Raw genomic sequence first — 15288 nt, forward strand, 5'->3', positions numbered from 1 at the left:
CTCTTTTCTAAAAAATGGGTGTAACCCTTGGTTACACCCATTATACCATATTATCGTAATCCCAGCTCTTCTAAACGGTACTGGTAGGCCTCAAAATCAATCAGAAGCCCCTGACCGCCATAGCTATCGTAAGCATCCACCCAGTCGCCTTGTTCTGGGATGGTCATCCGCTGAATACCATTTTGAGCTGCTGTTAGACCGCTCAGCCCATTTTTTAAGACAAATGGAAAGGAAATGTTGGTAGAGGTCAAGGAGTAGATTTTTCCTAGAGCTTCCGAACCAGTAAAGAGTATGGTTGGGTCCTTGACTTGTGCAATAATGGCTTGCATGACCTCTTGTTGTCGACGGGTTCGACCATTGTCTCCTTCATCATCGCCTCGGAAGCGGGCGTAGTTGAGCAGGGTTTTACCGTCCATCTGTTGTGGGCCTACGGCAATGGTTTGATAGAGACCTGTACTGAGGTTCTCTCCCAAATCATCGGGAACGTCAACACTGTTTACAACTTCTCCCTCAATGGTGGAAAACTGGGCGTCCATATAAACCCCATTTGGAAAGAGGGTATCAACGGCCAAGGCGAAGGTCTCAAAGTCAATCATGGCATAATATTCAATATCAATGTCAAAATTAGCCTTCAAGGTTCGTCGCATCAGTTCAGCTCCTCGGTTATTATCCTGTTCCCCTAGTGTAAAGGCTGAATTCAGCTTGTAATCATAAGTATCCGAATAGCTGTATCCCTCAATGTTCACTAGGGTATCTCGCATGAAGCTGACCAGTTTGACCTGGCCTGATCGGTTACCGATATTCACCACCATGATGGTATCTGTGCGAGCTTCAGTTGATTCCTCTGTGACCCGTTTGTCGCTCCCTAAAATCAATATATTGACCCCGTCACGAGTCTTTTGACCAGCAAAATACTCTGTCAGGGCTGGTTGAAGCTTATCTTGACCGCTGCCGATGCCTAGCATCCCCTTGACAAACATGGCAGACATGGCCAGCAGAAGAACCAGCATTAGGCTGATAAAACCTTTGAGCAAACGCCCGAAACAACCTGAGTTTTTTTGGTGGTGGGTTAGTTTAGCTGGTTTTGTCCCTGTTTTCGGACGAGTTTTAAGGGGCTTTTTAGGCTTTGTCACAGCTTCTGATCGAGATGGAGCAGTTTTAACCCGTCTCTTTGTTCGCCGTTCCAAAGGTGGTTCCTGACTGGGAGTATTGAAAACAGCACCTTCTAACTTGGCTTCCAAATAGGACAGCTCCTCCATCTGTTTATCAGTCAATGGTATGACGCTCTTTTTCAAAAAATAATACCGAGATTGTTCATGATCGGATAGTAACTGTTTCAATTTTACACTCATGTCCAGCTCCTTTCCCTTGTTACTCTCTTCATTCTATACCGAAAGCCACTGACTGTCAACTGTTAGGGGAAGCAAAAAGCCTGTTCTACCTTAATCCTGTCTCTACTGAGCTCCTCAAGGTCAAGAGATAAGCATTCCACCTAGCAAAAAACTCAAAAGTCCTTGTCAAATGAACTTCTGAGTCCTTTCATACCATTGTCAAACAAGGTATTTGCTCTGCTATTTTTTCAAACGAATGACTTCAATCTTATAACCGTCTGGGTCTTTCACAAAGTAGTAGTGTGGCTCTTGCCCTGGCAAGCCTTTAAGGTCAGTCACCTCGTAGCCAGCAGCCATGTGGGCAGCGTGGCTCTCTTCCAAGTTCTCAACGCCAACCGCCAAGTGGCCGTAGCCATCGCCCAGGTCGTAGCCAGGGTGGTCGTAGTTGTAGGTCAACTCCAACTCAAAGTCCTCGCCCTCAGTCTTCATGAAGACCAGGGTAAACTTGTGGTCTGGGAAGTCCTTACGACGAACTTCCTGGAAGGGAAAAGCAGTGCTGTAAAACTTAATAGACGCCTCCAGGTCTTTGACGCGGATACAAGTGTGCAACAATTTCATGAGCAAGCTCCAATCTTTTTGATAAGTCTATGATAACGAAAAATACCATAAATTTCAAGTTTTCAGCCCCTTTATGCTATAATAGAGACAGCAAATCTGGCCGTTTCTAATCGGACCAGACCCTAGAGAAAGAGGTATTTCATGTCCTTTGACGGCTTTTTTTTACACCATTTAACCAAAGAATTGGAAACGGCCCTGGTTGGGGGGCGAATTCAGAAGGTCAACCAGCCATTTGAACGAGAACTGGTTCTGGGCATCCGTAACCACCGTACCAACTACAAGCTGCTCCTGTCGGCCCACCCTGTCTTTGGCCGGGTTCAGCTGACCCAGACCGAGTTTGAAAATCCCAAGGTTCCCAACACCTTCACCATGCTCATGCGGAAATACCTGCAAGGAGCCATCATCGAGGCCATCAGTCAGGTGGACAACGACCGGATTCTGGAGTTCAAGATCTCCAACAAGAACGAGATCGGTGACCAGGTCCAGGTGACTTTGATTGCGGAAATCATGGGCAAGCATTCCAACATCATCCTTGTGGACAAGGCCGAGAGCAAGATCATCGAGTCCATCAAGCACGTTGGCTTCTCCCAGAACTCCTACCGCACCATTCTGCCTGGCTCGACCTACCTGGCCCCACCTGCTACCGACAACCACAACCCCTTCACCATCAGCGACGCCACGCTCTTTGAGGTCCTCCAGACTCAGGACTTGACCCCCAAGAACCTCCAGACCCTCTTCCAGGGCCTGGGGCGGGACACAGCAGCTGAGTTGGCGGCTACTCTTACCACCGATAAAAAGCTTCCTGCTTTTCGGGCCTTCTTTGCCCAGGAGGCTACTCCTTATTTGACGGAAAATAGCTTTGCTGCTCTGCCATTTTCTACCAAAAAACAAGCGACCGAGAGCCTCTCGCAAGCCCTAGAGGCCTTCTACCGCGACAAGGCCGAGAGCGATCGGGTCAGCCAACAGGCCAGCGACCTGGTCCAGCGAGTGGACGCCGAACTGGCCAAGAACCGCCTCAAGCTGATCAAGCAAACCGAGGAGCTGGCAGCCACGGAGACGGCCGAGGACTTCCGCCAAAAAGGGGAGTTGCTGACCACCTTTATCCACCAGGTCCCCAAGGACCAGGACCAGGTGACCCTGGACAACTACTACACCGGTGAACCCCTGACCATCGCCCTGGACAAGGCCCTGACCCCCAGCCAAAATGCCCAACGCTACTTCAAGAAATACCAGAAACTCAAGGAGGCAGTCAAGCACCTGACCGGTCTGATTGAGGAGACCAAGCAGACCATCCTCTACCTGGAAAGTGTGGAGCTCCTGCTCAGCCAGGCCAGTCGGGAGGACATTGCAGAGATTCGGGACGAGTTGGTTCAGACCGGCTTTATCCGCCGCCGCAGCCAGGACAAGCTCCACAAACGTAAGAAACCAGAACGCTACCTGGCCACGGACGGCAAGACCATCATCCTGGTCGGCCGCAACAACCTCCAAAACGAGGAGCTGACCTTCAAGCTGGCTCGGAAAAACGAGGTCTGGTTCCACGCCAAGGACCTGGCTGGCAGCCACGTGGTCATCAAGGACAACCTAGACCCGACTGATGAGGTCAAGACTGATGCTGCGGAGCTGGCCGCCTACTACTCCAAGGCTAGGCTATCCAACCTGGTCCAGGTGGACATGATTGAGGTTCGCAAACTCAACAAACCGACCGGCGGCAAACTAGGACTAGTCACCTATACGGGTCAGAAAACCCTGCGTGTCACCCCGTCGGCTGAAAAAATTGACGCCATGAAACTCAAGGACTGATTGGCTCCCATATCAAACGAGACAAGAAAAAGCTTCTCACTGGTTGCAAGAACCTAGCTGAGAAGCTTTTTTCGGTGGTCTAACCACCTCATTTCAGGACTTAATTGGTTCGCTCCACCCGCCCTGTGCGGTAGTCAAAAACCAGCCCTTCCTGAACATTAGGAATAAAAACATTAAATTCCAAACTGCCATCAGAAGATTTGGCCTCCAAGTGACTACCGCTGGCCAGGATATTATTGCCCTCGTAAATCAAGGTCACCCGGTAACGAACGGTTTTGTTGTTATCCAGTGCCTTACGAATCAGGGTCTCATAATAGTTCTGACCTGTTGAGCCCTCATTATTGGCCTGATTGGACCAGGCGGACTGAGTGGCGATGTTAGCTGGATTACTGGTTGAGGCATCAAAGCCTTTGAGGCTACCTGCCAAGGCATAGCCAATCAAATGCCCCCGATCCACTGCATGGTCGTATTCCCCAGGCAGGTCATGAATCTGGTGCCAACCTGGTGGGCGGTAGCTATTACCACCTTGGCCTGTCTGGTCCCTGTCTCGGTACTGACGGGTTGACTTATTAAGCAAGGCATTGGCCCGCCAAGGAACAGTCTTTCCTTGAACTTGCTTGGTTTCATTGTTAACATAAGGGAGACTGGCCACACCAGCATCCAAGTCTGTCTTGTTACCCTTGACGACAAAGGCCCCCACTCCATTCCAAGCCACCTCTCCCCCCAACTGTTTGGCCACTTGGTCAGTCAGGACAGAACTGGCCAGCTCTTGGTCTGGTGCTTCTTCTAGGGGCTGGGCGGTTGTTTTCCAGAGGCCAATAGCAGAGCTAGAAGCCTGGCCTCCTGTCAAAAAATCCGTGACCTGGTTGACTTGATTAGTTGATACCCCAAAGACTAGGGCAATGATTAGCCCTGCAAGAGAAAGGAGGGCTTTCTGCTGTGATTTCCCGTATTTTCTTGACATCTTACTTTCCTGTAAATTTTCCAATCAGTTCCTGCCACTTATCTGGTGACAAAATGCTCCAAATATTTTCACCATCTCCGATAACGCCATAGCCAACCATCAGGCCAAGAGCTAGGAAAATCACTCCCAAAAGAGCCAGGGCTAGAAAGAGCACCAAGCGTCGCCAAACATAACTCCAACCTGTCCTCATGACACACCACCTTCACGACGGATAGCAGCTCCCAACTTGGCCAATTTCTCATGGAAGTTGTAGTAGCCACGGTCCAGGTGGCTAAGATGGGTCACAATGGTTTGCCCCTGAGCCACCAAGCCCGTCAAAATCAGGGCTGCACTAGCTCTCAGGTCTGTTGACATGACCTGGGCACCCTGCAAGTCGCCACCACCGTGAATAATTGCCGTATCTCTGAGGATTTCCGAGTAAAGACCCATCCGACGCATTTCTTCCAAATGCTGGAAACGATTTTCAAACACGGTCTCAACCATGGTTGACTCACCAGGGACGACAGCCATAAGAGCCGTGAATTGAGCCTGCATGTCAGTTGGAAAGCCTGGGTGAGGCAGGGTCTTAACAAGGGTTGGCTTGAGCTTGTTGACATCTGAACGCACACGGATACCACCTGCCTCTTCCGTTACCTCAACACCCATTTCCATCAATTTGGACAAGAGGGGGCGATTGTGTTCCCAGAGGGCATCTTTAATCAGGACATCACCGCTGGTCATGGCCGCAGCGACCATAAAGGTTCCTGCCTCAATTCGGTCCTGAACCACATCGTGTTCAGCGCCGTGCAGGCGTTTTACTCCATTGATGACCAGGGTTTCGGTACCAGCACCTCTGACATCGGCACCCATTTTGTTGAGGAGGGACGCGAGGTCAACGATTTCTGGTTCCCGCGCAGCGTTTTCGATAACCGTTTTACCTTCCGCCAAGGTGGCTGCCATCATCAGGTTCTGGGTAGCTCCGACACTTGGGAAGTCCAAGTAAATGTTAGCACCCTTGAGCTTGTCTGCCTTGGCCGTGATGTCACCGCCAGACTGGCTAATCTGGGCACCCATTGCCTCCAAGCCCTTCAAGTGCAAGTCGATGGGACGGCTACCGATGGAGCAACCGCCAGGCATGGAGACAACGGCCTCCCCGCAACGGGCCAGGATGGGACCCAGAACCACAATGGAAGCCCGCATGCGGCTAACATACTCATAAGGTGCCTTGTGGTGGATAAAGGCTGTCGCGTCAACCACCACCTCGTGGGCAGCCTGGTCGAAATCAACAGTAATACCCAAACCACGCACCACATCGTTCATGACAAAAACGTCCGACAAAATCGGGACATTTCGCAGGGTCGTCTTACCGTCCTTGGCTAGAATAGTAGCTGCCAAGAGTGGCAGAACTGCGTTTTTCGCCCCCTCAATGGTCACCTCGCCCTGCAGGCGGGTCTGGCCGCCATCAATAATAATCTTGTCCATCTTAACTCCATTTCTTAACTGTACTTAGGCCTATTATACCACGTTTTTCCCTGAAAGGCTCTTTGAACCATTCAGACAACCTAAAAACTCCCACCACTAAGTGGTGAGAGTTTAGAAACAGACTAGGCCTCAGCCTTGTCCTTCTCGTCAATGACGATTCTAACTTTTTTACCCTGAGTTGGAACAGAATAGACAACCGTTCTAATCGCAGTGATTGTGCGACCCTTTTTACCGATAATCCGTCCAATATCCTGCTGGTCCAAATCAAGATGATACTCCAAAAACTCAGGTGTATCTTGAATTTTAATGGTAAACGCATCTGGTTGTGAAATCAAAGGTTTCACAATCGCAATAATCAGATTCTCTATTGTGTCCATAGGTCAGTCTCTTATTTTGAGAATTTTTGCTCGTGGAATTTCTTCAGAACGCCAGCTTGTGATAAGAGGCTACGAACAGTGTCAGACGGCTGAGCACCGTTAGCTAACCACTCAAGAACGCGGTCTTCTTTGATAGTCACCTTGTTTTCAGCCAAAAGTGGGTTGTATGTACCAACAGTTTCGATGAAACGACCATCACGTGGTGCACGTGAATCTGCAACGTTAATACGGTAGAAAGGCTTCTTCTTAGAACCCATACGAGTCAAACGGATTTTTACTGCCATTTTTATAATCTCTTTTCTTTTTTTGTTTTTGGGGTCAATAGCAGAGCTACTAACCTACATTAACTATTTTACCACAAAAATCTCCCCTGTCAAGAAAAAAACTTGACAGGGGAGGAATTCTACACATGTTCAAGAAAATAGTAAATACCCTTAGGCTAATAATCCTCTCGAATCTCTTAATGCTGTTCTCAGTGCCTTTTGATGCAAGAACAGTAAATAAGATAAGCAATACCATAACCAACAAATGCCCATAGCAGGGGCAGGAACCAACCTAACAAGATGAACATCATCACCATGCCTAGTTCAACAAATAAGTGCCTCACAATGGAAAGATTTAGGCGTTTGACCAATAAAGGCTCGCCACTATCTATATAATAGATCAAATTAACTAGAAATTATATCAAGTCTGACAATTATTCTAGTAAAGAACCATAGTTTCATCAACCTATCTCAATAGCCTCATCTTCAATTTTACTAAAAATTCATGAATCGCTTCAACATTAAATGCATATAATAAAACAACGTAAACTATACAGCCTATAACTGACGATAGTAAGAGGACCAAAACTGTCGTCGAAATAGTCATCAACAAACCAGCTACTGCCCCTCCCATAATAGCAGTAGCCAATAGGAATTTCAAATAAAAATGCCAATAGGTTAGCAATTTAAAGCCAGAAGCCTTTAACAAATAGAAGGCTACTAGCAATTCGGCTAAGACTGTGGTCCAGGCAGCACCGTTTTGATGAAATAGCGGGATCGATAAAAAATTACAACTAATGTTCAGGACAGCACTATAGAATGTCGCCTTTAAAATCTTGGACTCTTGACTTTGGCACCACCAGTCCTCTTGGAACATCCGAAAAAGCCTAACTCAGCTGTCCAACCATCTTCCTCCGGAGGACTTGTTCAATTGGCATAACAAATCTCGATGTCTCCTTTCGACAATTCGATAAGGAATAGAATGGCCAACAGTAACAAACCTGTGTTGAAGGATTTTTCGAACGGAATAACATTACTATGTTCTCAAGTTGCACATGGACAATATTTTCTGATAATAGGTATTAAGAATCTACATGAAAGATTCTCTCATCAAAGCTTTTTGAATTGCCCTTTTAGTAAAAGCACCCTCTCTCAACTCTGAAGCTAACACGTTAATATTAGCTTTCATTTCTTGATATTGTTCACTTGAAACATTATTGATAACAGATGTTATATTCGATAAATCATTTACTACAATACCTATATTATGATTCAAAACAAAATCAGCTACAGCAGCTTCCCTCCACGTGATGATAGGTAACTCTGCAACAATAAATAAGGATGTTTTATGAGGATTATTAAATTTTAAATATTGCCCTGTCATTCCTCTACAGCCATCAATACTATCTCCATCCCAAACAAGACCAAAACTGCCTTTAATGTTTTCAATCAGTCTCTCTGGTGAAAAACTTCCCTTATAATGACCATTAACTGCCAGTCGTTCCTCATCCAAACCAACACCATATAAATTGACTTGTAAATCTGGGTTGCATTCTACCATTTGGTATATATACGAGCTTTTCTGAGGAACTAAGTTTCCAGCAATCGTTAACGGCTGATCTACTTCTCTAATATCAGTGACTATCGAATCTGTAAGGTAATCAAAAATTTCCAATACCACAAGCTTATTATCAACTATCCCTTTTTCAATAAGATATGTTTTCATGCAGTCATTATGAACGATAATTTTATCATATAAGTCTATTGCTTGTATTTCCCTCTGTTCAATCTCTCCAAAAGCTCTTAGACTGTTTAGATCATGTATCAGAGTTGTTAACTTAATTCCTTTCCTTTGGATGAGGCGAAGAAACACTTTCCCCAACCTACTAATGTCCGTATGATTCTGAAATAGTAAATTATCCCCCCTTTCCACCATTAAATACAGCTTACCAAAGTAAATTAACGGTATAAGAAAGCTCCAATAAATCTTTTGAAAAATATTCAATTTTCCTATTTTTATTTGAATAGGATAAACTGTCATCCCCAAATCCCGACAAATTGATATAATATCTTCCGGAGCCTTAGTACCTGCGTGATGAAACTTGCCACCTATTGAAATTTCAATACAATAATCCATTCTATCTCCCTTTTCTAAAATAACAACTCCTCAAAGAGAAAAATTCTCTTCTGATAAAAAAGTTGATTCATTAGTAACAATAGCCATTACTTACTCGATAATTCTTACCTTACTCACTTCTGCTCATTCCCGTTCAATTCATTTCTGACACAAGTCAAGGCAGCATCGATGACCTGGTGCATGTCGTAGTAACGGTAGTGACCCAGACGCCCACCGAAAATCACGTTTTCCTGAGCCTCAGCCAATTTCTTGTAGGCCTTATAGAGGTGGTTGTTGCGGTCGTTGTTAACAGGGTAGTATGGCTCATCGCCACGGGTCCAGGTTTTAGAATACTCGCGAGTAACCACTGTCTTAGGCTGGGTACCAAATTCAAAGTGCTTGTGCTCAATGATGCGGGTAAATGGTGTCTCTGCGTCTGTGTAGTTGACCACGGCATTCCCCTGATAGTTTTCCATATCCAGGGTTTCGGTCTCAAAGCGCAGGCTCCGGTATTCCAACTCGCCCAATTCATAGTCGAAGAACTCGTCAATCATACCCGTGAAAACCACTTTAGGGTAGTCTGCCAGGTACTGGTCCTTGTTAGCAAAGAAATCCACACCTGTTTCAACGTCAATGTTATCATGGGCCAACATCTTCTCAACGATTTGGGTATAACCACCGATAGGAATCCCCTGGTAGCTGTCGTTGAAGTAGTTGTTGTCGTAGGTCAGACGAACTGGCAAGCGGCGAATGATGAAGGCTGGCAATTCTGTACACGGCTTCTCCCACTGTTTCTCTGTGTAAGACTTAATCAATTTTTCATAGATGTCTGTACCAACCAGAGAAATGGCTTGTTCTTCCAGGTTTTCTGGGGTTTTACCACCCAAAACCGCACGCTGCTCAGCAATTTTCGCTTCAGCCTCAGCAGGCGTCACCACACCCCACAGTTTGTTAAAGGTGTTCATGTTGAAGGGCAGGTTGTAAATCTCGCCCTTGTAGTTAGCTACTGGCGTGTTGGTGTAGCGGTTGAACTCCGCAAACTGATTGACATAGTCCCAGAGGGCCTTGTCAGAGGTGTGAAAGATATGCGCACCATATTGGTGAACCTGGATACCTTATTGGTGAACCTGGATACCTTCTTCTTCGCGGGTGTAGATGTTTCCCGCAATGTGGTCACGTTTTTCAATGACCTTAACTTTTTTACCCTTGAGGGCGGCTTCATGGGCAAAGACTGCACCAAAGAGACCAGCTCCCACAACTAAATAATCATATTGTGACATAATTTCTCCTTATTCAAATGTTTAAATATACTCAGCTTTAATTCCATTACAATAACTATACATATCTCCTTGATTTCCATTACTCTAATAAGGGACGACTAGACATATATTTTCGGAAATCTCTAGTACACACTTCTGAGACTTTATTATAGCTATTTGCTATCAGTAATTCGCATCCCTATTTTTGAAAAATAAGAGATAACAATTTCAACACCTAGCAGATATAAGACTAAAAAATAAATTATTACACCCCAAATAGAAGAAATTAAAATAGAGTATATAACACTATCAACACTGCTTATAAAAACATAGACTCCCCCACCCATTATAGCAGTAGCCAATAGGAGTTTCAAATAAAAACGCCAATAAGTTAGCAATTTAAATCCAGAAGCCTTTAACAAATAGAAGGCTACTAGTAATTCAGCTAAGACTGTGGTCCAGGCAGCACCGTTTTGATGAAATAGCGGAATCAAGAAAAAATTACAACCAATATTCAAGACAGCACTATAAAATGTCGCCTTTAAAATCTTGGACTCTTGACTTTTGGGTAACAAGAGACAAGTCGATAAAAATGTCGCCAATAAAGCGAAAAAGATAGCTAGTACTAAAATCTGCAAACTCATACTCGCAGGAATAAAGGACTCACCCGCTATGAAAAGAATGATTTTATCAGACAAGAGGTAAAGCCCAACAATGACGGGCAGCATGACTATAATTAGGTACTGCCAAGTTTTCTCCACAACTTGATCAAATTTTTCAGATTCTTGGCGAATCAAATAATAGGACAACCTTGGTGTCGTCACAGCCAATAAAGAGGCCAAGATATTTTTGACAATTGTATAAATCCTCACCGAGGTTGCATACAAACCGACTTCATAATCCCCTGATAAAAAACCAAGCATGGTCATGTCTGAGTTAACATAAATAACCATGGCAACCGAAGTCGCAAATAAGATAAAAATCGGTTTAAAATGTTTCTTAAGCTCCAAATTTAGTGTCAATCTGAGATCAACAAACCTTCTTAAGTATAAAAAGTTTAAAATACTTGAACCTGATTGCGAAACAACTAGAATCCAAGCATAATTAAGTAAGTCCTCTCGAGTATGCACAAAGAGAAAAATCAATAGAATGGATACAATTTGAAAAAGAATTGTTCTTAAGGTAACATATAAGAAGTCCTCTATAATCGTAAAAAACCAAGATACAGAAATCGTTGTCCCAAGAATGGTTATTGATTGAATGATTAACAATAACAGGTAATCCTTCAGGCTATCAATGAAAAAAATCGATAGAAAAAGTAGCAAATAAGCTATTCCTGTTGCCAAGACATTCAAAGAAAAGAGTTGACTAACCAGCTTTGATAGCTTTTCTTTGCTATCCTTAACCTTTGCCCCTTCCCTCACTGCATAAGCCGGTATCCCTAAACCAGATAAGAGGATAAAGTAGCTCATGTAACTTGACACAAAATTGATTTTACCGACATTCTCAATCCCCAAAATTCTATTGATATAAGGTAAGGTAATAAGGGGAAACAGTATGGTAAGGACGGTTCGTAACATATTTAACAGAGCATTGACATGTAATTTTTTAGTCTTCAATATGTTTGTCCTCAAATTCTTTATAGACTGCTTGTAGATGACTTTCAATCAATTCTGAAGCTTGATGAATGCTTTCAATCTCCGAAAACTGTAAAACCTTTTTTCTAGCCAGCCGATAACGGATGGATTTCATCACTCGATTTCCAATACGTTCAAACGAGTAAAAAAATCGTCTAACACCATCTCCTTGTTCAACTGGAATGACCGCCGAAAACTGAGGATAAAGACCGCTCAGCCGGTAGCGTAGCGGAAAGCTCTGATAGCCTGATAGAAGAGTCGGGTCTAGGTCTTTGACAGCTGCTAAAGCTGAGTCTGCCCAGATTGTCTCGACACTGTAAAGACGCGGAACACGTTCATCCCATTGGTAGTTCTCATGACCATTAAAATGAGGAGCATCTTCTAACTTACCTGTGTGGGCTCCCGTCGCTGACGAGGACGAGCCACTTGATGAGCAAATACCAGAAATAGTTAATGGAATGCCTAGGGTCACACATGGCCGATCAGCCAATAGGGTTAATGCCATTGATAAATAAATGTCTGGAGAGAGACCGCCAACAAATTTTCCTGTCTTATCCTTAATCTGTTTTAGCAAGTCATAAGAGACTAAACCATGATAAATCTTGACCATTTCTTTATCTAAATAGTCCAGACCACCATCATTCAAGAGTCTTTTAAGTGATTTCTTAGTGTCAATAGTCCAGATATGGGTATTAGACGATGTGATTCTTAGATTTCCATTGTCCTTATCTGGACTATATACTTTAGAATCTGGCCAAAAATAAACAAGGTCCAACGAAGGCCGAATAGCCTGAATCCCTTGCTGCTCTGCCCATAGGGCTGCTGGTCTTAAAAAGCTAGTCACACCATCATCATCACCAATCATACAGACATACCTGCCCTCAACCAAAGACAGAGCCTGATCGAAGTTATCAACAAATGACAAGGGACTATCTGAATAATGATAGGTGATATTATCTCTCATCAACAAATCATCTATTTGTTCCCTCAAGGTGGGCTGATCACTATTGTCCTGAATAACAATCTGACAATCATCCGATAACTGTGCTAATACTTGACGAATAGACTGCTCAGCATAGACAGCACGATTTCGAGTTGGTATGACAACAGAGAGTAAAAATTTCCCCATTTCTTTGCTCCTTTACTTCAAAATAGCCTCAAAAAATTGATTCAACTCATCCTGCGTTTTGCTGTAATGGTGCCATTCCTCTGACGCACGGTAATTATTAGCCCCTAGACGGGCTTGTAAAGCTACATCGTTCTTTAACAAGGTTAGTTTTCGAGCTAAGTCACTAGCGTTTTTAGGTTCAAACGTCAAAGCATTGTAGCCATCTTGAAAATATTCTTGAGTTGCCTCATAGTCCGATAAAATCACAGGTTTTGAAAAATGGCCTGCCTCAATAGCTGGTCTAGGCTGATGGGCTGCAGTGGACGGAAACACAATCACATTAGCCATTGTCATGTATTCGGCGATACCTTGGGTAAAGCCGGTTAATCGCACCTTGTCTGCTGCCATCAATTTATGCAGACGCTTCTTAACAGAAAGCAAAAACTGCACATAAGACAACTGATAGGCATGCTTTAGCAGATGTGACCAGGACAAGAGGGATTGGTCAACTTTTCCTGCGACAAAAAATAGGCTATCATCATCCAATTGTTCAATAGCTTTCAAAAGCACATCCAGCCCTTTGATTTGAATGGTTCCACCCATAAACAGGCCAACAAAACGTTCCTTAGCTAACTGGTGTTTTTGCCGGACGTCTCCTGCATCTAATCTTTTGATATCATTGGGGTCCAAACAATCTGGAACAACTAATTGATGGGGGCGGGATAAGGCTAAATAATCTTTCTCATGTGCCGCAATATAAGCAACACCAGCAAAATGGTTCTCGTAAATAGCCTTAAAAATTTTATTCAAAGGATTTTTTGTAAAGGTTTCACGAACAATTCCAATATTGATGACCTGTTCAGGAATAAATTTAGCAATCGGTGCAATCACAGAGGTGTTATAAAAAATGCAGTCGGGTTCAAGCGACATGAGCTCATCAACCAATACTTTCACCTGCTTGAAACGAAAGAGCGTGTTCCAAAAATAGCGACTCAAGTAACTTGGTCGCCCAGAATAAATATTAACTGATGGAATTGGGGCTTTTATTTCGTAAGTGTCTAAGCCAAGGACTTCTGCTTGTTCGACAATCTCTCGACTACCATTAGGAACGGCTAGTAGCACTTGATAAGTTTCCTTTAACATCATGGCCACATCAAATAAACTTTTTGTACCTCCGCCTAAGCCAGAGACATGATGCAATAATATGATTTTCTTCATTTTACATTAACTTCCTAAATGCTTCAACAAACTCTTGGTGCATCTGTTGAATATAATGACGACTGTCATAAGGTTGGGACCAGTCGATAGCCTGAACTGCCTCTGCCAGGTCCTTCGGTTGATCCGAGGTAGAAAAATAGAGCAAGTCTCCGACTTGTGAAGTCCGAATCGCTGGCAAGTCTACCGACAAGACCCTTAAACCATTGGAGAGGTAACTTAAAATTTTAGATGGGAAGGACGAATCATTATAGGCCTCATCTAAATTTTGTGGACACAAGCCTAGATGGCACTTCTGTAAGAAACGACTGTAATCATCGCCTGATAAGATGCCCTCATAGACCACTTGACACACATTCTGACGGTTGGACTGCTCGATGCTCTCTTTTAGCTGTTGAACATCTTCATCTTCTCCAAAACCTAGAATATGAATTTTATAACGTTCAGGTAGATGGGCTGCTAAACCAACAGCCTGCCCAGAACCCTTGGTGCTGTTGATAACACCCGCATAAACCAAATGAATGAAGTCATCCTCAAATTGTTCACCATACTCCGGCATCACCTGATAAGTGCCATTGAGAATCGCATATGGGCGATTAGTCGGATTGATTTTTTGATTCAAAAGTTCCGTAGAGACAATTAATTTCTCTGCTTTTTCAAACAAATACCATTCCATTTTTTTCTTTAATGGCGACATGGGGATAATTTCTTGAAAAATTTCTGAGGCAAAATAAAGTATCTCAATATTTCGGTACTTTGCCCATAAACGAAACAAGAGTAGTGGTTCATAAAGGACAGGAGAATCAACGAAAAAAACCGTTTCATTCGCATCACATGTCTTCATCAAGTACCAGGTCAACCATAGTCGGTTCCTAATTTTCCCAAGTTCTCTCAGCAGGGGGTTGCGATGGCCTCGGCTACTCGCCTGGGTTAGGGTCACCCCTTCCCGAATGCTCTCACTCCGAAAAGGATAAAATCCCGACTCGTGTCTCGTTTCTGCAGCTGAGATAATCTCTGCTTTCTCCCCTAATTGAACCGCAATATTGGCTAAATAATCAACAACAGCAGCAGTCGCTGGAGAAAAAACCCTCTTCTCCTCTGCGTATCTACCACTATCATGAAAACTGACAAATTTCATT

At 44.0% G+C, this 15288-nt stretch carries 13 protein-coding genes and 1 pseudogene; 1 reads left to right on the forward strand and 13 read right to left on the reverse strand.

The genetic code is table 11. The annotated features are described in order from the left end of the window. Positions 1–50: 50 nt before the first annotated feature. Together AC3ARB_RS08050 and gloA are read right to left on the reverse strand one after the other, a co-directional pair. Positions 51–1352 (reverse strand): LCP family protein, encoded by a 1302-nt coding sequence (locus tag AC3ARB_RS08050; protein ID WP_488320056.1) that lies wholly within the window; start codon positions 1350–1352, stop codon positions 51–53. A 219-nt stretch (positions 1353–1571) separates the two neighbouring features. Next, the gene (gene gloA / locus AC3ARB_RS08055) at positions 1572–1949 is read right to left on the reverse strand and encodes a lactoylglutathione lyase (protein ID WP_488320057.1); all 378 of its coding nucleotides are present in this window, start codon (positions 1947–1949) and stop codon (positions 1572–1574) included. A 141-nt stretch (positions 1950–2090) separates the two neighbouring features. Here gloA and AC3ARB_RS08060 point away from each other — a divergent pair, with 141 nt between their 5' ends. Beyond that, on the forward strand, positions 2091–3749 hold the full coding sequence (locus tag AC3ARB_RS08060; protein ID WP_488320058.1) for an Rqc2 family fibronectin-binding protein: 1659 nt from the start codon (positions 2091–2093) through the stop codon (positions 3747–3749). A gap of 100 nt (positions 3750–3849) precedes the next feature. Here AC3ARB_RS08060 and AC3ARB_RS08065 read toward each other — a convergent pair whose 3' ends face one another. The 11 genes and pseudogenes from AC3ARB_RS08065 to AC3ARB_RS08115 all read right to left on the reverse strand — a co-directional run bounded on the left by AC3ARB_RS08065 (position 3850) and on the right by AC3ARB_RS08115 (position 15287). Continuing rightward, complete coding sequence (locus AC3ARB_RS08065) at positions 3850–4713, reverse strand: DNA/RNA non-specific endonuclease (RefSeq protein ID WP_488320059.1); 864 nt, start codon at positions 4711–4713, stop codon at positions 3850–3852. Between the two features lies 1 nt (position 4714). Further along, positions 4715–4903 carry a DNA-directed RNA polymerase subunit beta gene (locus tag AC3ARB_RS08070; RefSeq protein WP_488320060.1) on the reverse strand — a complete coding sequence of 63 codons (189 nt, stop codon included), beginning with the start codon at positions 4901–4903 and terminating at the stop codon, positions 4715–4717. Then, positions 4900–6174, reverse strand: a complete 1275-nt coding sequence (gene murA / locus AC3ARB_RS08075) for a UDP-N-acetylglucosamine 1-carboxyvinyltransferase (protein ID WP_488320061.1) — start codon at positions 6172–6174, stop codon at positions 4900–4902. The genes AC3ARB_RS08070 and murA overlap by 4 nt, the downstream gene beginning before the upstream one ends. 122 nt (positions 6175–6296) lie before the next feature. After that, positions 6297–6551 carry a KH domain-containing protein gene (locus AC3ARB_RS08080; protein WP_488320062.1) on the reverse strand — a complete coding sequence of 85 codons (255 nt, stop codon included), beginning with the start codon at positions 6549–6551 and terminating at the stop codon, positions 6297–6299. Positions 6552–6562: 11 nt separating this feature from the next. Beyond that, positions 6563–6835 (reverse strand): 30S ribosomal protein S16, encoded by a 273-nt coding sequence (gene rpsP / locus AC3ARB_RS08085; protein ID WP_488320063.1) that lies wholly within the window; start codon positions 6833–6835, stop codon positions 6563–6565. A 1069-nt stretch (positions 6836–7904) separates the two neighbouring features. Beyond that, positions 7905–8951, reverse strand: coding sequence for a glycosyltransferase (locus AC3ARB_RS08090; protein WP_488320064.1), 1047 nt, complete (start codon positions 8949–8951; stop codon positions 7905–7907). A 113-nt stretch (positions 8952–9064) separates the two neighbouring features. Then, positions 9065–10210, reverse strand: a pseudogene (glf, locus tag AC3ARB_RS08095) (UDP-galactopyranose mutase). A 152-nt stretch (positions 10211–10362) separates the two neighbouring features. Beyond that, entirely contained in the window at positions 10363–11808 is a 1446-nt protein-coding gene (locus AC3ARB_RS08100; protein WP_488320065.1) for a flippase, read from the reverse strand. Further along, the gene (locus AC3ARB_RS08105; protein ID WP_488320066.1) at positions 11798–12955 is read right to left on the reverse strand and encodes a glycosyltransferase family 2 protein; all 1158 of its coding nucleotides are present in this window, start codon (positions 12953–12955) and stop codon (positions 11798–11800) included. The genes AC3ARB_RS08100 and AC3ARB_RS08105 overlap by 11 nt, the downstream gene beginning before the upstream one ends. A 12-nt stretch (positions 12956–12967) precedes the next feature. After that, positions 12968–14152 (reverse strand): glycosyltransferase family 4 protein, encoded by a 1185-nt coding sequence (locus AC3ARB_RS08110; RefSeq protein ID WP_488320067.1) that lies wholly within the window; start codon positions 14150–14152, stop codon positions 12968–12970. 1 nt (position 14153) lies between these two features. Continuing rightward, positions 14154–15287: a glycosyltransferase family protein gene (locus tag AC3ARB_RS08115; RefSeq protein ID WP_488320068.1), complete on the reverse strand. Its 1134-nt coding sequence runs from the start codon at positions 15285–15287 to the stop codon at positions 14154–14156. Between the last annotated feature and the right edge of the window lies 1 nt (position 15288).

The sequence above is a fragment of the Streptococcus sp. ZY171113 genome (genome assembly GCF_057748235.1).